We start from the raw sequence: 21,197 nt of genomic DNA, 5'->3' as shown, positions 1-21,197 counted from the left end.
ACAAATTCAAACTGTAAAGTTGACGGATTGGCTTGCACATGTCTTGATGTCGGCCTATGGCCAGCCAGACTGTCTCCCCTTCCATTGACAAGGAAGAGAGTGTCGTAATGGCAGAAATTGATTTCCATGCATCCTGCTTCTTTAATTCTACAGAATCACTTGCAGATGATTCCGAGGCCGACTGGTTTGATGAGGGGCGGCACGAAACCAAAGCAAGAGCAAACAGGATGAATATTACCTTTTTCATGATGGGGATGCCTTGAAAATAATATGCATATAGTTTCCTTCTTCTGCTCCGAAACGCTGGATAAGATTAGAGCCGTCGTAGATGGCTTTCAGTTGCAGGGCAACGCCAGTCTTTGCCAGTGATAGGAAAGAGTTTGGCTGTGTCAGTTCATCCGCTGCGCAGATATAATTATAGTTGCTATTGAACTCTATGCGGATATGATGGTCGGCTCCGCCATAGACCAGATATAGCGACATTACATTTGGCGTAAAAGCCCATTTGATTTGCTCATAGTCCGTGTCGTAGCCGAGGTCGTAACGGGCAGTGATGGCTTGTGGAGCTGCTTCTGCAAGCGCGTCGCTCAATTCCTTGTCTGCATCTACGACCTTTGAAATCAGCGATACGGGGAAGTCTTGAAAGAATACATGCTGCATCTTATAGTCGGACACTTCAAGTTGCACGTCACCGAATGTTGCTTCATGGGCTTTTGTTATTATGTGTCGCCCCTTCTCGTCCGTCATATCCGTACAATTTTTGTCCTTATATATAATGATATACTCACCAGGATATTCGCCGGATATATTCTGCCCGTATGTTTCCTTTTGTGTGTTCGTTAGCCGTCTCTCCACATTGTCGTCGCTGCTGCAAGAGGCGAGGGAGAAAGCTGCAAGCATCACAAATGCAATCCTCCAAAGTTGCATTGTTCTCATTTCGATATTTGTTATTAATGTACCTGTTTATATAAATGCGAATTGTCGGAAATTCCTGCATCGTCGGGCGTTAAATGTTCTAAATCGATATTCTATTCTTTGAAGTGGGTAGCGTCGGCACTTAAGGCCGACGGCTGCCCATCGGAACGAGAGAGATTTATAGTCGGTTCTTTTCGTCATTACCGGCACCAGTGCCCTTGTACTTAGAGCGTGTAGTATTGAAGTTATAACGGAGTGTTAGCACAAATTCACGACTGTCATACCAGCTTGTCTGTTCGCTATGCATCCAGCCTGCATACAACAGCATGCCCTGCTTTTCAGTGTGGAAAAGATCGTTCCCCTGAACAAGGATGGAGAGATGGTCGTTCAACAGCGATTTGGTAAGGCTGACATTGACTGCTCCTTTGTTGCGAAAGCAATAGACGTTCTCATCATTGCCTTTCGTGGTCAGATAAGCTTCCACTGAAGCTACCCATCCGTATCCGAAATCAAAAGCATTATCGAGGCTCAGTTGGAAGATGGGCTTGTTCATCTGGTAGGTGCGCACATCGGTGTGGAGCGTGAGCCACTGCTTCTGCATCCCAACGCTCAGTTCTGGCGACCAAAAGCCAAACTTAGGGGCAATGGCCACCTGCGCCATGATACTCTTCAGTGTTGGGATATTGGTCTGCGTAACACGTGTCACGGCGGTGTTTTCAGCCTGCTGCTCAGCCCAATAGATGACAGCATCACGCCGATCGTTGTAGCTAATGGCGAATTGCAGGAACTTCCACACACCCGTCAATGAAAGGTCGTGGATATACTCATGCCTAAGGAATGGATTCCCCGACTGTAGTAGAAAACGGTTGCCGTAGGTGACGTTGTTGCTCAACTGCTGATATGTGGGGCGACGGACCTTGGCTGAATAGCCGAGATGAAGGTGCGTTTTGCCTATTCGAGTTCCGACGGAGAAACTTGGAAACAGATTGCCGAATGAGCGACTTTGCTCGTCAAGGTGCAAGTCGTTCTCGAAGTAATCAAAACTCACCCATTCATAGCGGACTCCCGCAGAGAATTGGAAACGGTCAATCTGCCTGTTGTATTCCACAAGAGGGGCTATGTGTGACTCCTTCAGTTTGGCAAACGATGTAGGAACATAATGCTCTGGATTGATATAGTCATCATTACGGTTGGTGTAGGTGTACTCTGCGCCCACGGTTAGCCCTCCGCCCCACAATGGGAAGTCAACATTGAGCTTCGAGGCAAAGAGTTTGTTGCACTCACGGTTCTCAGAATTGACAACACGATTTTCCTGGCTTGTACTCTGTTCGGTATAGACAGCATGGTCGCTCTCACGGTTATATAGATAGTCGGTGTTGAAGTCAATTTCGGCCTTACCTATCTTACCTTTATAATATACGTTCAGTAGATGAGCCGGACGATAGCTGACATCGGCGTGTACTGTGTTGTCGAGATGGTCGAAATATTCACCATCGGCAGTCACATCGCTGTTGAGTGAGGTGTTGGTGTGGTTGTCGGGTCGGAGCGTCAGCGTATATCGCATTCCTATGGAATTATTATCATCTAGAAGATAGTTTGCACCGACGGTATTGCGCCATGATTGTTTCTTTGGCTTGTAATCCTGTACAAAATTTTGCCGCCAAAGCGTATCAGTTTCCACAATTGTAGTCGTGTTGCTTGGGTAGTGACCATTGTTCAACCCATAATAGATTGTACCGAACACGTCGAGGTTGTTGTGGCGGTAATTCCAGTTCAGTTGTTTTATAAGGTCGGTATTTTCCGATTGGTAGTAACTGGAGCGCACGTCGAAGCCGAAGCCCTCACCCTGTGCCGCCTTTGTGCGTATTTTCACTACAGCCTTAGCGCTTGCATCATATTTAGCACCTGGGTTGGTGATGAGTTCTACGCTCTTGATGTTCTCTGATTTCAACTGGTCGAGTTCCGAGGCATCGCGCATCAACCGCCCATTGATGTAGATGAGTGGCGCGCCCTTGCCGAACACCTCAAAGGCACCGTCTTTCTTCGTGATACCAGGCACATGAGCCAGCACGTCCTCACCAGTGCCGAGTTTGCTCAATACGGTATTCTCAACATTGGTTACCAAACCCTCACTGCCCATCTGATATTGTGGAACATGGCCCTTCACTGTTACGCCTTTCAAAGCATGGTTATCCACTTGTAATCGTATGACTCCCACTTCAGACTTGCTGCAAATCTTATAGATGGTCTTGTATCCGACGTAAGAGATGCGTGCAAGGACTTTCGCCTGTTCGTATGGAATGGCGAAATATCCACTCTCGTTGGAAACTCCACCACCGAGCAACGTTGAATCGACTGGATTGAGAATTGCAATGTTGGCGTATTCCAACGGCAATCCTTGCTCGTCGATGATGGTGCCCGTCAGGTGGCGGTCGGTCTTGTGGGTACACTCCACATAGATTTCTCGGTCGTCGGGCTTCACGGTCATGCGGACGGGATAGAAACCTATCATCTGCTGGATGGCATCGGGCAGACGCTTGTTCTTGATGGTGGCGGTGACGCGGAAGTCCTCCAGTTCGTTGTAGAGGAAATTGATGACGTATGCCGTCTGCTCGTTATTCAACTGGAGCAGGGCCTTGCTGAGCGATACATTATTATAGGTATGGCTAATGCGCTGGGCGAACGTATCAAGGGGCATGCAGAGGATGCAGGCCATAAGCACAAAAGTATATAATGCGTGTCTCATCTTACTACCAGCGTTTTGTCCTCCTCGACGATGTTCACGGCCTCGAAGGTGTTCAACTTTTCTACTACACGCGAGAGACTGTCTTCACGCTTCCATACAAAGTGGAAACGAAGGTGGCGGGCCGCTTCATTCTCAAACTCCACCTGCATATTGTGGGCTACTGCAATGGCTGTGAGCATGGAGTCAAGCGGCACATTGTTGAAAACGTAAGGCTCGGTAGGGATTGTGTCGGTCTTTACTGTATCTGCAGGCAGGGAGGTGACTGGCTTCGTGTCTATCACTTGCTCCGTAGAGGGCAGTTGCGGTTTGGGTGTGCTGATGTTTCGCACAATTTGGATGGCGGCAAAGGCAATGCCCGAAACTAAAAGTACACCGATAAAAGATGCAGCAATCTTGCGAGGTGCGAGGTAAGCGCGAAGCCGGGGCTTATATTCTCCTTCGTCGAGGATTTCCAACTCTTCTGAATGGCTGGCTGCAAACTTCTCCCATTCGGCGTCCACATCTGGGGTGTCGTTTTTAAGCGCGTCGTGCTTGAAGGCACGCTTGGCAAATCCAAGTTGCTGCACGAGTTGACGCATCTCGTCATCGGCGAGTATCTGCTGCAACTGCTCGTCAGTCAGTTGCTCGGGGTGTTCCTGTAATTCCAGAAGCCACTCTATACGCTTTTCTTCGGTCATCATATTGCTTTTGAGTTTGAATTGAAATACTTTCTTATTTTCCCCACCGACTGCTTCAGGTGGGTGTGGACGGTTTGGCGGCTGACGTTCAGTGCTTCCGCCACCTCCTGACAGGTCATCTCTCGTAGGTAACGCAGTCGGAAGATTTCCTGCTCCATCGGTGACAGGTTCTTCCGCACGTAGCGCATCAGTTCCTTCATCTGCATTTGCTCTTCCGTGGTATTGTCGCTAACAAGTGTATCAGTATCCTCGGTAAGCAGGCGTGCAAATCGTTCTTGCACCTGCTTATGCTGCAACGCATTCAAACAACGATGATGCACACTCGCCAAGAGAAATGCCTTTGCGTTGACTGCTCTCATCACTACCCGACCGCTAAGCAGGCTGGCGAACACATCGCTCACCACGTCCTTGCTCTCTGCCTCATCGAAGAGCAACGTAAGTGCCAGATGATACATCTGCGTGTAGTGTGTCTTGAACAGACTTTCGATTTGACTCCGTCCAATTCCTCCTCGCTCGGCAGAGTTGATGCGTACATCACTCTGCACTCGCTCATTCGTCATTTCTTTTCGTGTCATACATTTATAATACAGTTCAGATGAAGAAAATGTAAAGCAGAAATGCGATTATTTTCTGGTTCAAACTCAAATTTCTTTATTTTGGGGTATTTTTCCAACAAAATCGGGCGAGGATGCCTTATTTCCATCCTCGCCCGTCTTGTATAATTGTGTCTATTGCCATAGCGGTTCGCTCTCCCAACCACGAGGGAAGCCCATTGCGTTGATGTCAATGGACGGGAAGTCGGCAAGAAGTGCATGGGATTCTGTTGCTCATTGTATAAAAAAAAACGACCCGCCGATTTAAGCATTGTGAAGAGGCTTGGCGGTTTCTCGTGGTGTAAAGGTACTGCTTTTATTTGGAATAGCCAAACTTTTTTGAAGAAAAAGAATAAAAGCAGCCGAAGAAATTCCCTTCTTGCCTCAAAGTGCCATCTCAACCTTTCTTTTCCCTGCCTTTTTTGAATCATTTTGTACCAAAGATTACCTGTCTAGCGACACATAAACATTGGGACGTTTGACCTTCAATTTTCGTGGCATTGTATTTCTATCTGTGTTTCAGATACTTGCGAAAGCCCAAAACACTTCCACATGAATTAGAAACAAGTTCAAACTGTAAAGTTGACGGATAAGCTTGCATGTGTTGCAATTGCAACTTTTCAGGCAGGAACATCTGCTTCAATGGAATCGTACAAGAACTTGAGTAATATAGGCTTCAAAACGATGGAGTCAACGCACAAAACGTTGATTTCTTCCTAAATAATCTTAAATAACAAACTCAAAAAGTTCAAAAATTTCAATATATTAACAAAGGTAATTACCTTTGTACCTGATTAATTCTCTAATACGCATAAAATGTATTCGCAACCAGAACTTATATATAGTATAGCCTGCTCTGCATACGTGGTAACATGTTTAATGTTCGCCGCTGTGCGGTGGTTTCATGTTATCTTTCTCATATCCATACTGCCATCAAAGCGCAAAGGGAATCTTTTTGACTACGCACCTACTGAAGAGCAGCCTCACACGTGTTGCATAGAAAAAGCCGTAAAGGCAGAGCGCAAACTTAAAGAGATTCCACAGCAGACTCGTAAAAGGATTTCCGACGGTATTGAAAGGGTACTGGTACAGCAACGTCTCTATCTGAATCCCAACCTTAGTCTGAAGGAGGTCGTTGAGGGCTGTGGCTATAGTCAGGCATACGTATCGAGAGTGCTCAGAGAACAATATGGTGGATTTTACGACTATGTGAATTTGCTTCGTTGTCGCCACGTCGATAACTATGCCAAGCAACATCCGGAAGTCACTATGGAGGAGTCCATTATTAAATCAGGCTTCAAAAATCGACAAACCTATTATCGCATTAAAAAACATCTGTTCTTTAATGATGCCACAGCTGATTAAAGCCTGAATAGAGTGTGTATAATTTTCTGAAATTATAACCAGTTACGACAAAGTTATAACGAATTATGACAAAGTTATCATCAATTCCACGTCCCGATGACGATTTCTTTAAACTCCTGCGCCTGTCATTGGGACTGACGCAGGAGCTTCCTGCGAAGATGGATGCCCACGGATGGCGACTTTTGTATCAGATGGCATTACGGCAGTCGCTCGTTGGTGTCTGCTATAAAGGTATTTGTCTGTTGCCAGAGGACTGTAAGCCGCCTGTAGAGATTGCCATGCAGTGGGCTTGCGAAGCAGAAAGCATCAAAGGGATGAATGAACTGCTATACCAGGAGACCGTACGACTGACACGGGAGTTTGAAGAACAAGGACACCGCACGGCGATACTGAAGGGACAGGCCAATGCGCGGCTTTATCCTGATAGGTTTGCGCGACAGCCCGGGGATATTGACATCTGGGTGGAAGGTGGAAAGGATTGTGTATTGGCACTGCTGCCCCAGCATTCGAAGGCTATATATCACCATGTGCATCTGCCAGTGAACAAGCAGGGCGTGACTGTGGAGGTACATTTCCGTCCATCGTCGGGCAACTTCAATCCGATGACTAACAGAAGACTGCAACGGTGGTTGGAACGAGAAATCCTTCTTGCAGCACAAGTGGAGGAAAACTTTCGTGTACCGTCTGTCAAGTTTGCACTCGTGATGCAGCTGGCGCATATCCAGCGACATTTCCTCAGTGAAGGTATCGGACTGCGGCATGTCTGTGACTACTATTGGCTTTTGCAACATTCCACTGTTGAAGATCGAAGTATCGTATCGAGTGTATTAAGGAAATTTGGTCTATACCATATCGCCATGGCACTGATGTGGGTACTCGGTGAGGTGTTTCGGTTAGATAAATCGCTTATGCTGACCGCTCCTGACAGTTATCGCGGCAATTGGTTGTTGCGCGAGATGATGACCGACGGCAATTTCGGGTGGTATGCACAGCGACAACGGTTCGGACTGTTGCGGCGGGTGTACGAGAATAAACGGCGGCATCTGCGACTGATGAAGTTTGACTTCTGGGAGGCGTTCTGGCTGGAGGTGAAATACTGGAGTAACATTGTGTGGACTCTCCCTACACGCATCAGGTACAGAAAACTATCATTAAGAGACTTTCAGAGATGAAAAAAAAGAGATATTACGAAGTGGCTGGACATCGGTTCTGCGTCAGCAGCGAGAAAGATGGCTTGGCCAACTACCAGCCGTTTGCGTGTGCTGATGGTGAGACAGTGTTTGCCTTAGATGTAGAAAGCGGTGATGCTCCTGAATATACCGAGGAAATGCGACAGGAGGAAGAGGGACAGGTCATCATTTGCGGACATACGACTGCAGGTGAAGCGGTGTTCGAGTTCCATTGGCGGGGTGTAACGGCGGGATGGCTCGTCTGCTCCAACAACTACAGCGAGGGACGACTTGTCACGACGGGCAGATACGAGAAAATGGCGATTGACAATGCGCTGATGATTATGTTCGCCCTGGCTACGGCAGACAAGGATACAGTACTATTCCATGCAGCTGTAGTGAGCTATGAAGGTCGGGGATATATATTTCTCGGCCCAAGCGGTACAGGGAAGAGCACCCATGCCAGTCTGTGGCTGCAGCATATTGCGGGCACGGCATTGGTGAACGATGATAATCCTGTGGTGCGTATCGACGAGGATGGCTCCGCAATGGTGTATGGATCGCCTTGGAGCGGAAAGACACCTTGCTATCGGAATGTGCATTATCCTTTGGGAGCCATCGTCTTGCTGAGTCAGGCAGACTGCAACAAGATACAGCGTCTGAGTGGTGTCTATGCATATGTGGCTCTCATAGAGAGTATCAGTGGCAAGCGATGGGATGAGCGTATAGCCGACGGTTTGCACCAGACAGAGAACGCACTGGCATCTTCTATCCCCGTTTGGCATCTGGAATGTCTGCCCGACGAAGAAGCGGCAATACTGTGTAACGAAACGATTACGCCATGACAGATAGTGAAATCATAGAAGAAGCCATCAGACTGGTCAAGGAAGGTGTGAGCGTGACGCTGCCCGTGAATGGCAACAGTATGCTGCCGTTTATCATTGGGGGCAAGGAAAGTGTCATCTTACAACAGCCGGAACTTCCGAAAGTCGGCGACGTGGTGCTGGCATGGGCATCACCTGGTCGATGGGTGGTACATCGCATTATCCGTATCGATGGACATCAGGTGACGCTCATGGGCGATGGTAATCTGATGGGTACGGAACAGTGTACCCTCCATGACATCAAGGCCATAGCAACCCATGTGGTAGATGCCAGGGAGAGAACATTTTATTTATATAATAGGTGGCGGAAGTCAGCTGCTAAGATCTGGTTTTGGCTGCGCCCCATAAGAAGATATTTATTGGCAATATACAGACGATTATGAAACTGAAAAAAGGATTTGTGCTGCGTGAGGTGTGCGGCGAACGTGTGATTATGGGCGAAGGACTTGGCGCCATTAACTTTGGTAAACTGCTTACACTGAACGAGACGGCTGCATGGCTTTGGCAGCAGGCTCAGAACATGGGCGACTTCACCATTGAGGCACTGGCAGAAAGGCTCTGCGAGGAATACAACGTGACAGCGGAAGAGGCCAAGGTCGATGTAGCGGAGTTGGTAGCCGAATGGCAGAAAGTAGATGTCGTGGAATGAAACGATATTCGCTGTAGCGCTGCAAACATGATACTCTTAAACTCTTTACACTAAAAAAAACTTTGCGTCTTTGCGTACTTTGCGTGAGATTTTACATCAACTACTCTGTAACTTACCTATTCGACGCAACTATGCCGGAAAAGGTATTCCATCTGTTTTTACAAGTTAACTATTATTTGAGTCTTCTTTATGGATCTCATTGTTAAGTCAAGTTTTACCTTTATGAATAATCATTATCTCATTATAGTACTATCGGCATTCTTTGTTTCATACTTTAGGGAACGGCTCACTTTCTTTCCATAATCGATTGAACAGATAAGCTTTAAAGAAACATAGGAATTGTCCCTCTCACGGCGGAATTGCTCAGAAAGGTTGTAAATTTCTGCCGATAATGACCGTTTCAAAACGTTGTCCTGTATGAAAAGGTTCTTCGCCTCCAACACCACAGCAAGATTGTTGTGGCTCCATTCTGCAGACAGACCGTATTGCCACGGTTGACGGATATGGTATTGATAATTGTTTAGTGAACGGGTCAATGATTTGCAAGAAGCTGAGAAGGAGAAGTCGCGAACATAGTAGTTGGCTTGCAAGCCCATCTGCCATCCTCTCTGCTGCTCTTCATCTGCCATAGTCACTCTCGCATATGTGAAGTTGCCATCCATCTTGACGTTGAAACTTGCCGACGGTTTCCATGTAACGGACAACGATGTGGAAGTCTGATGACTTCGCGCATCGCTTGAGAATGTGTTTATTATGTTACCGCCTTCAACAGAGTAAGTGTTTACGATGGCATTGCTCATATACATGTAGTAGCATGATAGCATTGCTGAAATCTGTTTGTAATTGAGGGAGTAGGTAAAGCCGGGACCGAGCAAAGTGGAGTTGTCCATATCCGGATTACCACGACGTATCATGATGCGGTCAATCTGCTGACTCACATTGTTGACAGTGTTCAATGAAGGAAATGTATTACCCAAGGAGAAGAACAAACGGACACGCTGTAACTTGTCTGGCATCCATGACGATGAGAGTTGAAGACGTGGAGCGACGTGCTTTACCGCATCATCGCCATGCAGTCTGTAGACAAGATACGACAGACCGGGATTGAAGTCAAGCATCACTTTCTTCCACCTCTTGTTATAGTCCACAAAGAATATTGTCTCTGATGAATGCAGATGCTGCCAATAATCGGCAGAACCTCCGTAGCTGTCTTGAGAGACTCGCATATACTCATGAAGACTGAACGTAAGGTTATTACTCTTAGGCAGGGCGATGCTGTAGTTGGCATTGAACTTTCCATAGAAATAGTCCTCATCGACATCACTTACAAACCTGCCGCCCTCAAGGAAGTCACGGTTGTATTTGTTGTCGGCATAATAGCAATCGAGGACTGCGTCAAAGTTGTGGCTCGATCCTATCTGCTTTTGAAAGTAAGCGTATAATGTAGGTTTTACAGTACTGCTTCGTGAGTATTGCGTCTTGTCAAAAGCCAAATTTCCATATTCTGAAGCATATTCCGTTTTGCCATTCATAATATTATCCCACTGTTTACTGGCCTCAATACTTGCCCGAAGCATCCACGTCTGTTTTGGTGTCATGTTACTAATGCTTGCTGTTATGTACTTTCCGATGTTTTCTTTGTCATTGCCACTGGATGAAGAACCCTTTGCAACAGCATCAGGCAGCAGGTAGTCTTCCTTTGAGACCATGTCTTCCTTTGGATTGGCGTTGCTATAGCCAGCCCATAGGTTTGCGTTAGAATTTCCAAAACTGTATTTGGAAGTGATGTTGTAGTCTCCACACTTGTAGCCCAAGCCTTGCAGCGCGTCCAACTGCGTGTAGCCTCCTGACTTGAACTGCTTGACAACATAATTTAGCACTGCCAAATCCTTAGCGTACTTTCCTGTCGGCATATCGTAATACTCTACACGTACGACATCTTTCGTCCTCAGACTTTGTATTTCTCTAAAGGTTGCCTCGCGGCCATTTATATAGAGAGTGGCAGCACCGGCAGGAGTTGACACTTTCCCGCTTTCTGTGTCCACGTCAACACCCGGTATCATCATGCTTCTTACAAGTTCATAACCTGAGTGCGAATGTTTACGCTGTTTCGACGTAGGAATGCAATTGTAATGGTCGGCTGCTTGTTGTATATATTGACCATTTACAGTTACACCTTTCAAGTGTTGTATGTTCAGTGTGTCGATTTGAGCTCTTATTGGCAAAATGGACATACATAGAAAGAAACAAAAAACAAAAGATCTCATAAGAAAATTTATTCAAAAGACAGAACCGTGACTCGAAACTGTCAAGCCACGACTCATAATTAATTAGCATAGGTTCTGGTAACAATGACAAGTCCCCATTTCCGAAGGATAACAGACGGCATCACACATCTGCGCATTGTCAACATTATCGACAGATGCTTTTCCTCCCAAAATATTTGCCTGCATCTCTGGACTCATAGTTCGACACATAGCAGACTTAGCATCGATCTCTAAAGGACGCGAAGTCCTTAATACAGTAATTGATAATTTTACCATACTTAATTATTTAAAAGTTATTAATAGACTGTTGCAAATGATAATAGGTTTCAATGAATTCCTCTATATTCTCTTTTGCAAAACAGCAGTTATCGTTTTTAGCACCGTGAAACTGATTCATTATTCGGGAATGTGGACAACCTCCACCGCAAATTGGGAATAGGACACATTTCATGCATTCTGAATCACAGAATGGGTCATTTCCTACCATGTATTCAGACAGCAAATCTATCGAAATGTTGTCTAAATCATTTATATAACCTAAGCACATAGATAAGTTGCCTAGATCAGTCCAACACTTATATAAGTCTCCCTTGGGTCCTATAAGATAGCCATTCTTTAAGCGTGCAATACATTCATAGTTATATCGTGGAGGAAGCAAAGTCTCAGTGGGCACACCTAATTTTTTATAAGATTTAATCAAAAACTTACCTTGCTCAGTATTATTAAGACATCCGACACAAGAATTGCCACATCCGTATGAATCCTTAATAAATCCAGCATAGACATTAAAGTTGAGACCACAATATCTTTTGCGAACAAAATCATAGACTTTAACAAACTGCTCTGAATTTGTCTTATCCGTATTGACTCTTACGGTCTTTGAAATATTGTCATCTTTTGCTAAAAGATCCAATCCTCTAACTATTTTGGCAAAGGTGTCTTCATGATTTAACCCGATTCTTCTTTCGTTATTGGCTGAGTCTAACCCATCAATTGTTACATGGACGGTATTGATATTCAATTCGCGAAGACTGGATGCAATCTTCTCATTCATGTTTACACCATTTGTGATTATCTCAGCCTCATATTTCTCAATGCCTTGTATAGACTTAATCTTTTTCGTTAGGCTTACGATTCTTTTAAAGTAAAGTAACGGTTCTCCCCCAAACCACGTAATATGGACATATTTAGCGTTAACGTGTCCCTTAATGAAGCTGATTATATCATTCTCAACGTCATCATTCATAAAGACAGAAGGGTGTTGTTGCTCAAAGCAATATGCACAATGTAGGTTGCATGCCAAGGTCGGTGCAATGGTTAATGCCAGAACAGAATCATCCATCCTATTGTATTGCTTTAACAATTTAAATTTGGCTAATTCTATATCATCATTACTTATGAGGATTTTGTTGTCTACTAGAGCCTTCTTTGTTTGCTCTTCTAAACTATCTACAGAAATCTTGCCGGACTTAATTTTCATTAAGCTCTCAGCATCATTCTTGCCTAATTTAAGTAGAACATTAGACAATGTATTATACAGAAGAACTTCATCTCCCATATGCATCTTAAAAATAATATTATATCTACTCCACTTCATTTTGTGAAAAACATCTATTTAAATAAGAAATTCTCCACTATATGTGGCATTGTCCAAGATTATACATAGCGTGTAATCCCCTTGCGGCAGATTGCTTGTGTCCAAGGTTACAGTGCCACTACCTGATATGCTGGAGACAGTATAGCCGACAACTATACCGTTCGCATCGTAAACGTAGACTTGAACATTACCGGTGTAACGCGAAATACCAACTGTGACGACTCTATCCTCATAGTCTGCTGCTACTTGTGTAGCTGACGGCATGCGCATACTACCTTTAGAAGTTGTTGCTTCCCTCTTTACGTTTATGCCGGTTGCTTGGCAGGGAGATATGACCAGCAACATCAACAGAAATAGAATAATCTTTTTCATAATTGTCCGTGTTTATTGTTTCCGATTGGCAAAGTTAGACTGTTTATTCTAAGCCTCGAAATATTTTATGTCTATTTCTCCAATTATAAAAATCAACAAAAAGTATTGATATTCAGCAAATTAACTATACCACCCCCTGTTTTCGATGTCTATTTCTTCATTTTAGGGCTTCAAAAAGCTTCAATAAAAGACCTCAATGATGGGCTGTTCTTACCCTCCAAGCCAACTTTTGACTTATACACGAACAGCTTCTGACGAATTGACTTTTCACTGATATTGTAAATCAATCCCATAGCCTTGGAAGACATTTTGAGGCGAATAAGAATCATGAACTTAATATCTTCATCGCTTAATTTTGGATATCGCTTCTTTAGCCTTGATATGAAATTACCCTCCACATTATCAACAAACATCTTAATTTCTTCCCAATCCTCCTCCGTTAGAACGACGATGTTCTTCTTGTTTCCACGAATTTTTTCTATCCTTTGTGCTATATTGATTTTCTTGAGCAGATAGCTGCGCATCGTTGAAAGCTGAATTTCCTTATGATGCATTTCTTCCTCATACATTTTCTCCTCCATTTCACGCTTTTCTTGCTCACGTTGAATCTTCCATTCTGCTCTCTGTTTATACTGTCGATATGCATATAAAATAAAAGCTATAACTGCGATTGCTGAAAAAACGATCAAAGAAACGAGCCATGTAAGCAGATGAGCCCTCCCCTCGCTGATGCATTTTTCGTATTGAGCAACAACCAAGGATTTATTGTACTTTTCCTTATCGTTAAGCTCTTTTCCATACATTTCTTCTATATAGTGATATGCAGAGTCCGCCAATGAAACAGCTTTAGAATAATCGTGCTCCTTTATCGCAGCTAAATGTCGTATATAATAAGCTGTGTATAACTCTGAGAGATTTTCTGTTTGTATTGTGTTCAGAAGGGCATTACATTGTTTAATTGAGTCAGCATTCAGATAAGACCAAGCCAGATTTAGCATTTTGGATGATTGATCTGCATTGTCAAGTTTGCACGATTGATAGGAGTACCATAAAGATTCTTTGTAGTTCTTCTTTTCTGCCAAAACAGAAGCCATGTCTTGATAAACATCAGAAAGGATGCCTGAATCTTTTACCTCATAGGCTACAGACATGGCTTCTTTGCATTTCTTCTCCGCTTCGTTTACACTATCAGCGAAAAGTAAACACATACTTACGTTTAGTTTCGTGTAAACTATATTTGACTTTGAGGCTTCTGGTATACTTGAGTATGTCGTTTCTGCATGCCTTGCCACTTCTACAGCCTTTCGAGGATTTGTTTGCCTTAGCACTCGAGAGTATTTTTCCAATGCCATACATTGTGTATATCTGTCCCCATTCTTTTCAGAAACATCTGCTGCCTTCTGCAAACAGTCCATAGCCAGTTCTGTGCTGTCGTTGAGCATGTAGTATTTGCCCATGTAGTACTCGCACTTGGCATAGAGCGAGTCATCCTCTTGATTATTATAATAGGTGTAGGCTGTCCTTAACAAAGAATCGTTGTCAACATCCAGCCCGCTCTTGTCCTGTGCTATGGTGTAGACAAGGGCATACCGCGCCATTTCGGCTTTACCAAGTTTTGCCTGGTTAACTCCATTAAGTACCGACAAGGAACTATCCGGTACTGTTGCCGTTAGTTGGTATGCTATGTCAATAGCTTTGTTGTGTTTTTCCTTGCAACCCGTAACAAGAAACACAGCCAACACAAGTAATATGATAAGACTTTTGTTATTCATGAGTCTGGAATTTAGGCAAAAAACGCAAAAATTGTCAATGCAGAAAATAAAGGATGTCTATTTCTTTAATTTGCACAACTTTACTTGAATACTTGCTGCCACAGCGTCTTGTCGCTGATAACGATACGGGCAGAGACCTTCAATTCTGACTGAGAGTTGCTGCCATTAGAAGGGATGTGGGTCTTAGCGGTAAAATAATGGTTTCCGTCTACGACCAGCAGCTTGTCGTTGTGGCTGGTGATGGGACACACAATTGGGGCATCGTCATTGTCCTGCCCTTCTAAGGTGATGCGTGCCGTGCGCGGCTCATCAAAGAGATAGAGGTATTTGTAAGGAACAAGGAACTCTACCGAATCGTTGCTCGTTACCTTTCCCTGCGCCTCAATCGTGATGGGATAGCGGATGGTGTAGAAAGCGATGGCAAGGGCAATGACGACAAGGGTAATGACCTTCGTGCCGGTCCGCACAAGGGCTGGAGGCACCAGCCCGATGATGTGACGCACCTTCTCGCTCCGCAATTCTATGTTGTCTGTTTCATTCTTGTTGTTGTCCATATCTTAAAATCTTCGTTGCGGTTGGTTGTATCTTTTTTCGCTTGCTCTTCTGCTAAGCGATAGCAGATGACTTTCGTCAGTTCCCCAATTCTAACTGGTTCTTGACAAGATTATAATATGCACCGCGTTTTGCTGTCAGCGTATCGTGGTTGCCCGTCTCGACGACCTTGCCATGGTCGATGACGACAATCTGGTCGGCATTCCTGACCGTGCTCAGGCGGTGGGCGACGATGACGACGGTCTTGCCACGGTAGAACGTATCGAGGTTCTCCACGATGGCCCGCTCGTTGTTGGCATCAAGCGAGTTGGTGGCTTCGTCGAGGAAGATGTAGTCGGGATTCTTGTACACCGCACGGGCGATGAGGATGCGTTGCCGCTGCCCCTGGCTCAGTCCCACGCCGTCACGGCCTATCTTCGTGTTGTACTTCAGTGGCAGCGACATCACATAGTCGTGGATGCACGCTATCCGTGCGGCCTTCAACAAACGTTCCTTGTCGATGTCGCCATCGTCAACAGCGATATTTCTTGCTATAGACTCCGAGAAGATGACACCGTCCTGCATGACCACACCGCACTGGCGGCGCCACCATTTCTTGTTGAGCGTGTTGATGTCCGTGCCTCCAATATTGATTTGACCCTCCAAGACGGGATAGTATCCGAGCATAAGCTTGACGAGCGTGGTCTTGCCGCTGCCCGAGGCTCCGACGATGGCCGTCACCTTTCCCTCGGGGATGCGTATCGTCACGTCGTCCAAGGTCTTGCGCAAGGCGTGAGGGTCATACTTGAACATGATGCCCTCGATGTCGATGCCCTTGCTGTTGTCGGACAGCGAGGTTCTGAGGTCATTCTTCCCGTTCTCGTCCTCGGCGCGGTGGATCTCATTGATGCGCTCCAGGCTGATTCTCACGTCCTGCAGGGAGTAGAAAAAGTTCATAAGCTGTTCAACGGGCGAATTGAGCTGCCCGATGATATACTGCACGGCGAGCATCATGCCGAGTGTCATCTGTCCGTGGATGACGGCAGCGGCTGCCACTACGGTGATGACGATGTTCTTCACCTCGTTGATGAGGATACTGCCGGCCTCCTGCGTCTGCTGCAGCTTCAGCGACTTCATCTGCACGTTGAAGAGGTCTACCTGCGTGTCTTCCCATTCCCACCGACGGCGCTGTTCACAGTCCTGAAGCTTGATTTCTTGCATGGACGTGATGAACTCGTAGGTCTTGTTGTTGTTGATGGCCTGCTGCTCGAAGAGCTCATAGTCCAGCACCTTGCGGCGGCGCAGGAAAAGTGTCATCCAAAGGCCGTAGAGCAGACTACCCGCAAGGAAGATGGCAAAGATGAGTTTGTTGTAGAACAGCAGCACCACCGTAAATACTACGAAAGTGAGCATGGCGAAGGTCACACTCAGTGCCTGGCTGGTGAGGAAGTTGTTCACGCGGCTGTGGTCGTTCATCCGCTGCATGAGGTCGCCCATGAGCTTAGTGTCGAAGAAAGACATCGGCAGTTTCAACAGTTTGATAAAGAAGTCGCTCACCAACGAGATGTTGATGCGCATGGAGATATGCAGCAACAGCCATCGGCGGATGAAGTCGATGGCCGTACGGCTGAAGGTGAGCATCAGCTGACCGAGCAGTATCAGCCAAATGAAGCCAAGGTTCTGGTTCTTGATGCCCACGTCGACGATGGACTGCGTGAGGAACGGAAGGACGAGCTGCAAGAGGCTGCCCACGATAAGCCCAAGCACTATTTGTCCGAAATAGCGCTTGTACTTCTTCACATAGCCGAAGAGAAAGCGGAACGACCGTGGATTCTTATCTTCTTCCTTTTCTTCCTCGTTCTTGTGTGAGTAGAAAGCAGGTGTTGGCTCCAAGAACATAGCTATACCCTTCTCTTCCCCGTTAGACCGTGTGCTGATCCAGTGGCTTTTGAACTCTTCAAGATTATATTTTACAAGGCCTTTGCCAGGGTCAGCGACATAGAACTTCTTGCCTTTACTGACTCTATAGAGAACCACAAAGTGGTTTTGATTCCAATGAAGAATGCAAGGCAATGGCTGATTACAGAGCTCATTCACTTCAGCCCTTGCACTAACAGTATGAAATCCCAAAGTAATGGCAGCATCGTTCAATCCGAGTAAAGAAGCACCTTCTCTGGTAGGAAAACACAACGAGGATACTTGTTTCGATGAATAACTCCGGCCATAATGTCTGCAAACCATTTGCAGACATGCAATGCCACACTGCATGGAATCGTATTGTTTTATCAGTTCCATATATTATGGTTTATACACAAGTGTCAGTAATAACTCCCGACCTCGAAGGATGGTCTCAGAGCGCATCTTTGTGAGGTTGGCAACGGTGGAACGGACATAGGACTTCTCGTTAAGCAGATTACTCAGGCCCAATTCATAGTCGATATGTCTGGATGTGAGTCCGATGATTGCGTCGGCAAAGAAGATGTCCTTGTATTTCGACGGCATCAGCTGATTGTGGTCATATTCACCCTTGAGGGTAAAACGCAGTTTGCCGGCGGGTATGATGATCTTTGCCGTGTGCTGCCAGTTGTTGAACGAAGATTTGTTGCCGTTCTCAGGCAGCATGTCGTCGTAGGCGTATTGCACAGAATAGTCGATGGACATGCCGGTGTAAGGGGAAAGATACAGCGATGCCTTGGTGCTGAGTGCATTGTATTTTGCCGGCGAAACGCTACCGTCCTGATACATCTTCAAGTCCGTGTGGCTGTAGAGTCCGCGAAAGGTGAACTTTCCGTTGAGGAAGGACAGTCCTTGCTGATACATCAGCGTAGAGTTCCAACTGTTGCTGTTCGTCTTGACGGGAATCGTTCCTATGATGATATATTCACCGGAGAACTCGCGCGACAAGGTATACGGCGTGGTGTCGAACGAGCGGGAGACGCGACCCATGAAATGCGTGCCCTTCAAGCTGTTGCGGTAAAATAGCGAATAGCTTACCGTCTTACTCTTGGCTACATCATATCCGGCATAGCCTTGGTTAAGATAGAGATAGTCCTGCATGATCAGTGAGCCATAGAAGCGGTTGAAGTCCAGCGGCTCTACGCTATAGCTGCCGTGAACGTTCATGGTGATCCGAGAGGTGGCATCCCAACGGATATGCAGCGACGGAGAAATGTCTAATCGGTTTCTGCCTGTGTCCTCACTGTATTTGTAATGCGAGCTTTCAACAGGTGCGGAAAGAGATAATTTGAAATCATTGGCGTTGTACTCCAGTTGCGGACTGGCATATAGCTTGGCATAGCCAAAATGACTCTTTCCGGTTGTCGTGCCAATGGAGTCCGGCAGGCCGTAGGCATTGGCTGTGAGGTAGCGCAGCAAACCTTTTACACCAAACTTCATGCTTAGGCTAAGCAGTCCCAACTTCCATCCACCGGAAGCATACGTGTCGGTGGAGTAGAACCGCTGTAACAAGTTCTGCTGCTTGGTGGAGTCGACATACAGATGCTGAGGACGCTGCTGAACACTGTTGTTGGAGTAGAAGGAGACGAGCGTGTTGCCATACCGGCGGATGACGTAGAGATTGTCGCGGAAGTCAAACACCGGCAGCAGTGAGTGCTGAGCATGCGAGTGCGTACCTGTCTCACTGAGATGCTGCGACAGCCACGTCATGTCGCTGGAGAGCGAGTTGCGAAGATAGCTCTTCGCAGAGTTATGCTCGTATTTCAGCAGGGCATAAAAATTGTTGCTGTTCGACCGCCACGACAGATCATTGTTGATGATACGGTTGCCATCCGTCAGGACATACTCCGTCCGTTGACTTCCCCATGCCTTGTCCCGCTCGTTGTTGTAGACAAGTTGGAAGTTTATCTGTGAATCCTCGCTGATACGTTTCATGACATTCGCCGTAAAGGCATGGCTACGGTTCAGCAGACTGCGTTCACGGGAAAGACCTGACGCTGTGGGAACGGAGAGCCTAATGAAACTCTTAGGTTGCTCACCCATTAATTCGTCAAGACTGAATAGGCTTGTCGACTCACGGCTGACATCCGTACCCGTATTGTTGGTCTTGTAGGTCAGCATCGTCTGTAGGTCCGACTTCAACCTCAAGCCGAATCCCTCGAAGAGCCATCTGCCTTTGTCATAGCCGTCGTGTGCACTGCCATATCCTCCGCCGGCCTTCCACGATGTCACCCAATGGCTCTTGGCACTGCTCTTCATCTTGATGTTCACGGCGGCATCGTCCGTAAACGTGAAGTCTTCCAGTACTCGGATGGGTTTATGGTTGCGCAAGACCTGCACAGAGCCCACCTCGCCCTGCGGTAGCGTGTTGGTGGCTGTACCGTACTTACCGCCAAGCATGTCAAGGCCTTCTATATAGAACTTGCTGATCGGCTTGCCCTCATAAGAGATTTTTCCTGTTGACTTGTCCACGTCGAAACCGGGTATCTTCGCAATCACGTCGCCGATACTCCGGTCATTGCCGTTGGCGTAAGCACCTACAATATAAGATATGGTGTCGCCATGCTCGTGCACTTTGTCCGACTTTACAGTAACTTCTTTTAATTTAATTGCATCATCGCTCATCTTTACAATCAGAGGCTTCATGCCACCCTCTATCTCAATACGTTGGCTTTTGAAGCCGAGCATGCTGAATTCCAGCATATCGCCAATCTCCGCCTTAATACAGAACGAACCATCACTGCTACTGCAGGTATATCCACGCATCTTGTGACCAGCAATGTAACGTTTAACTATCACTGACGGTACTGCCTCCCCATTGCTATCCACGATCTTGCCTGTGACAACAGTCTGTGCGGAAACTGACAAGGCTGACAGAAAGATGAGCAAACAGATAATCTTCAACATCTTCATTGCAGTTCCATTTGTGGGGTCACAATCGTGTTCTTGGGGTATGCCTTGGGATTGCTTCTTTTTTTGATGTAAACGTCTCGCTGAATGGCTTCGTATTTTTTGTTCAGGAAGTTATAGAAAGTGACGGGCGATGTACTCTTGGTCTTAATGCCAGAAGCTTCAATTGTGATGAATCCTTTGACTTCCGCAAACAATATTAATCCTGGCAGACCACCCAGCTTCCAAGGTCCTAACGGCACGGGAATGTCCTCTGTATAATAAGCCGTCCACTGTCTGCCACGGAAGGTTGTCGTAGCCATGCAGCAGTTGTAGCCAAGAATCTGGCGTGTGCTGTCCGTGACGATGTTCCAATCCTGTACGGTTATAGGTTCAGTTATCTTATACCCTTGTCCCATAAAACTGGTATATGTGTCAAAGGTATTGTTGGCTTGGCTTCTATAGAAATAGTCGCCGTGGTCCGGACCACTCGCCCTTTGCTTGGAGGCATCATTTCTGTTGTTTGCCTCATCAAGCAATTCCTGAAGAATGATCATGGAGGTCTGTGCATTGCTGCTTAATGAGTCATCGCGCAGTTTATGATAACTGAAATATTGGCTCATTGATTGTCCCACACGCAACGCGTAGTCATCATTGTATTTGCCGGATATTTCATGGTAAGCCACTTCCATGATGCTTGGCTCCAGTACATGCGTCTGCTGTGCCATCAAGGCCATTGGGAAAAGGAGCAATATCAATACTATTATCTTAGTATGGGTCATAGTACATAATTAACAAAATAGAAATATCACCCC

19 protein-coding genes are annotated in these 21,197 nt (G+C 46.0%); 6 read left to right on the top strand and 13 right to left on the bottom strand.

The features are described from left to right. The first annotated feature begins 107 nt into the window (after positions 1-107). Positions 108-263 carry a hypothetical protein gene (locus L6469_RS13025; protein WP_006283320.1) on the top strand — a complete coding sequence of 52 codons (156 nt, stop codon included), beginning with the start codon at positions 108-110 and terminating at the stop codon, positions 261-263. Here L6469_RS13025 and L6469_RS13020 read toward each other — a convergent pair. From L6469_RS13020 to L6469_RS13005, 4 genes are all read right to left on the bottom strand, one after another. Beyond that, positions 244-936 (bottom strand): DUF4840 domain-containing protein, encoded by a 693-nt coding sequence (locus L6469_RS13020; RefSeq protein WP_006283319.1) that lies wholly within the window; start codon positions 934-936, stop codon positions 244-246. The two genes, L6469_RS13025 and L6469_RS13020, sit on opposite strands and share 20 nt — an antisense overlap. Positions 937-1,093: 157 nt before the next feature. Beyond that, positions 1,094-3,661: a TonB-dependent receptor domain-containing protein gene (locus L6469_RS13015; RefSeq protein WP_371262735.1), complete on the bottom strand. Its 2,568-nt coding sequence runs from the start codon at positions 3,659-3,661 to the stop codon at positions 1,094-1,096. Further along, on the bottom strand, positions 3,658-4,341 hold the full coding sequence (locus tag L6469_RS13010; protein ID WP_039871038.1) for a DUF4974 domain-containing protein: 684 nt from the start codon (positions 4,339-4,341) through the stop codon (positions 3,658-3,660). Before L6469_RS13010 ends, L6469_RS13015 begins: the two co-directional genes overlap by 4 nt. Then, entirely contained in the window at positions 4,338-4,913 is a 576-nt protein-coding gene (locus L6469_RS13005; protein WP_050787957.1) for a sigma-70 family RNA polymerase sigma factor, read from the bottom strand. Before L6469_RS13005 ends, L6469_RS13010 begins: the two co-directional genes overlap by 4 nt. Before the next feature lie 834 nt (positions 4,914-5,747). Between L6469_RS13005 and L6469_RS13000 the strand changes: the two genes are divergently transcribed. The 5 genes from L6469_RS13000 to L6469_RS12980 all read left to right on the top strand — a co-directional run bounded on the left by L6469_RS13000 (position 5,748) and on the right by L6469_RS12980 (position 8,998). Continuing rightward, positions 5,748-6,296: a hypothetical protein gene (locus L6469_RS13000; protein ID WP_006283315.1), complete on the top strand. Its 549-nt coding sequence runs from the start codon at positions 5,748-5,750 to the stop codon at positions 6,294-6,296. A 65-nt stretch (positions 6,297-6,361) separates the two neighbouring features. Then, the gene (locus L6469_RS12995; protein WP_006283314.1) at positions 6,362-7,468 is read left to right on the top strand and encodes a nucleotidyltransferase family protein; all 1,107 of its coding nucleotides are present in this window, start codon (positions 6,362-6,364) and stop codon (positions 7,466-7,468) included. Positions 7,469-7,782: 314 nt separating this feature from the next. Beyond that, positions 7,783-8,310 carry a hypothetical protein gene (locus tag L6469_RS12990; protein ID WP_223918719.1) on the top strand — a complete coding sequence of 176 codons (528 nt, stop codon included), beginning with the start codon at positions 7,783-7,785 and terminating at the stop codon, positions 8,308-8,310. Then, a complete protein-coding gene (locus L6469_RS12985; RefSeq protein ID WP_006283312.1) occupies positions 8,307-8,732 on the top strand; it encodes a S24/S26 family peptidase in 426 nt (141 codons plus the stop codon). Before L6469_RS12990 ends, L6469_RS12985 begins: the two co-directional genes overlap by 4 nt. Continuing rightward, positions 8,729-8,998 carry a PqqD family protein gene (locus tag L6469_RS12980; protein ID WP_006283311.1) on the top strand — a complete coding sequence of 90 codons (270 nt, stop codon included), beginning with the start codon at positions 8,729-8,731 and terminating at the stop codon, positions 8,996-8,998. The genes L6469_RS12985 and L6469_RS12980 overlap by 4 nt, the downstream gene beginning before the upstream one ends. Before the next feature lie 233 nt (positions 8,999-9,231). On the opposite strand, the gene L6469_RS12975 is transcribed toward L6469_RS12980, so the two are convergent. The 9 genes from L6469_RS12975 to L6469_RS12935 all read right to left on the bottom strand — a co-directional run bounded on the left by L6469_RS12975 (position 9,232) and on the right by L6469_RS12935 (position 21,164). Continuing rightward, positions 9,232-11,265 carry a hypothetical protein gene (locus L6469_RS12975; RefSeq protein ID WP_143067169.1) on the bottom strand — a complete coding sequence of 678 codons (2,034 nt, stop codon included), beginning with the start codon at positions 11,263-11,265 and terminating at the stop codon, positions 9,232-9,234. 63 nt (positions 11,266-11,328) lie between these two features. Continuing rightward, complete coding sequence (locus L6469_RS12970; RefSeq protein ID WP_074803145.1) at positions 11,329-11,541, bottom strand: hypothetical protein; 213 nt, start codon at positions 11,539-11,541, stop codon at positions 11,329-11,331. 10 nt (positions 11,542-11,551) lie between these two features. Further along, a complete protein-coding gene (locus L6469_RS12965; protein WP_143067168.1) occupies positions 11,552-12,862 on the bottom strand; it encodes a radical SAM/SPASM domain-containing protein in 1,311 nt (436 codons plus the stop codon). 18 nt (positions 12,863-12,880) lie between these two features. Next, positions 12,881-13,126 carry a DUF3244 domain-containing protein gene (locus tag L6469_RS12960; RefSeq protein WP_162091561.1) on the bottom strand — a complete coding sequence of 82 codons (246 nt, stop codon included), beginning with the start codon at positions 13,124-13,126 and terminating at the stop codon, positions 12,881-12,883. Between the two features lie 278 nt (positions 13,127-13,404). Beyond that, positions 13,405-15,006: a hypothetical protein gene (locus L6469_RS12955; RefSeq protein WP_074803143.1), complete on the bottom strand. Its 1,602-nt coding sequence runs from the start codon at positions 15,004-15,006 to the stop codon at positions 13,405-13,407. Positions 15,007-15,086: 80 nt separating this feature from the next. After that, positions 15,087-15,560: a hypothetical protein gene (locus tag L6469_RS12950; RefSeq protein ID WP_006283306.1), complete on the bottom strand. Its 474-nt coding sequence runs from the start codon at positions 15,558-15,560 to the stop codon at positions 15,087-15,089. Between the two features lie 76 nt (positions 15,561-15,636). Further along, positions 15,637-17,832, bottom strand: coding sequence for a peptidase domain-containing ABC transporter (locus tag L6469_RS12945; RefSeq protein WP_006283305.1), 2,196 nt, complete (start codon positions 17,830-17,832; stop codon positions 15,637-15,639). Between the two features lie 3 nt (positions 17,833-17,835). Then, positions 17,836-20,400, bottom strand: coding sequence for a hypothetical protein (locus tag L6469_RS12940; RefSeq protein WP_143067167.1), 2,565 nt, complete (start codon positions 20,398-20,400; stop codon positions 17,836-17,838). Between the two features lie 2 nt (positions 20,401-20,402). Beyond that, positions 20,403-21,164, bottom strand: coding sequence for a GLPGLI family protein (locus L6469_RS12935; protein ID WP_039871028.1), 762 nt, complete (start codon positions 21,162-21,164; stop codon positions 20,403-20,405). Positions 21,165-21,197 lie beyond the last annotated feature (33 nt).

Source organism: Segatella baroniae B14, from assembly GCF_022024235.1.
Lineage (GTDB): Bacteria > Bacteroidota > Bacteroidia > Bacteroidales > Bacteroidaceae > Prevotella > Prevotella bryantii.
Note: the sequence above shows the minus strand (reverse complement) of the source record. Positions and strands in the feature narration are given on the sequence as shown.

Excerpts from the sequence above, each read along its gene's own strand:
- L6469_RS13025 (WP_006283320.1), top strand. The coding sequence starts at position 108 with ATGGCAGAAATTGATTTCCATGCATCCTGCTTCTTTAATTCTACAGAA.
- L6469_RS13020 (WP_006283319.1), bottom strand. The coding sequence starts at position 936 with ATGAGAACAATGCAACTTTGGAGGATTGCATTTGTGATGCTTGCAGCT.
- L6469_RS13015 (WP_371262735.1), bottom strand. The coding sequence starts at position 3,661 with ATGAGACACGCATTATATACTTTTGTGCTTATGGCCTGCATCCTCTGC.
- L6469_RS13010 (WP_039871038.1), bottom strand. The coding sequence starts at position 4,341 with ATGATGACCGAAGAAAAGCGTATAGAGTGGCTTCTGGAATTACAGGAA.
- L6469_RS13005 (WP_050787957.1), bottom strand. The coding sequence starts at position 4,913 with ATGACACGAAAAGAAATGACGAATGAGCGAGTGCAGAGTGATGTACGC.
- L6469_RS13000 (WP_006283315.1), top strand. The coding sequence starts at position 5,748 with ATGTATTCGCAACCAGAACTTATATATAGTATAGCCTGCTCTGCATAC.
- L6469_RS12995 (WP_006283314.1), top strand. The coding sequence starts at position 6,362 with ATGACAAAGTTATCATCAATTCCACGTCCCGATGACGATTTCTTTAAA.
- L6469_RS12990 (WP_223918719.1), top strand. The coding sequence starts at position 7,783 with ATGGCGATTGACAATGCGCTGATGATTATGTTCGCCCTGGCTACGGCA.
- L6469_RS12985 (WP_006283312.1), top strand. The coding sequence starts at position 8,307 with ATGACAGATAGTGAAATCATAGAAGAAGCCATCAGACTGGTCAAGGAA.
- L6469_RS12980 (WP_006283311.1), top strand. The coding sequence starts at position 8,729 with ATGAAACTGAAAAAAGGATTTGTGCTGCGTGAGGTGTGCGGCGAACGT.
- L6469_RS12975 (WP_143067169.1), bottom strand. The coding sequence starts at position 11,265 with ATGAGATCTTTTGTTTTTTGTTTCTTTCTATGTATGTCCATTTTGCCA.
- L6469_RS12970 (WP_074803145.1), bottom strand. The coding sequence starts at position 11,541 with ATGGTAAAATTATCAATTACTGTATTAAGGACTTCGCGTCCTTTAGAG.
- L6469_RS12965 (WP_143067168.1), bottom strand. The coding sequence starts at position 12,862 with ATGAAGTGGAGTAGATATAATATTATTTTTAAGATGCATATGGGAGAT.
- L6469_RS12960 (WP_162091561.1), bottom strand. The coding sequence starts at position 13,126 with ATGCCGTCAGCTACACAAGTAGCAGCAGACTATGAGGATAGAGTCGTC.
- L6469_RS12955 (WP_074803143.1), bottom strand. The coding sequence starts at position 15,006 with ATGAATAACAAAAGTCTTATCATATTACTTGTGTTGGCTGTGTTTCTT.
- L6469_RS12950 (WP_006283306.1), bottom strand. The coding sequence starts at position 15,560 with ATGGACAACAACAAGAATGAAACAGACAACATAGAATTGCGGAGCGAG.
- L6469_RS12945 (WP_006283305.1), bottom strand. The coding sequence starts at position 17,832 with ATGGAACTGATAAAACAATACGATTCCATGCAGTGTGGCATTGCATGT.
- L6469_RS12940 (WP_143067167.1), bottom strand. The coding sequence starts at position 20,400 with ATGTTGAAGATTATCTGTTTGCTCATCTTTCTGTCAGCCTTGTCAGTT.
- L6469_RS12935 (WP_039871028.1), bottom strand. The coding sequence starts at position 21,164 with ATGACCCATACTAAGATAATAGTATTGATATTGCTCCTTTTCCCAATG.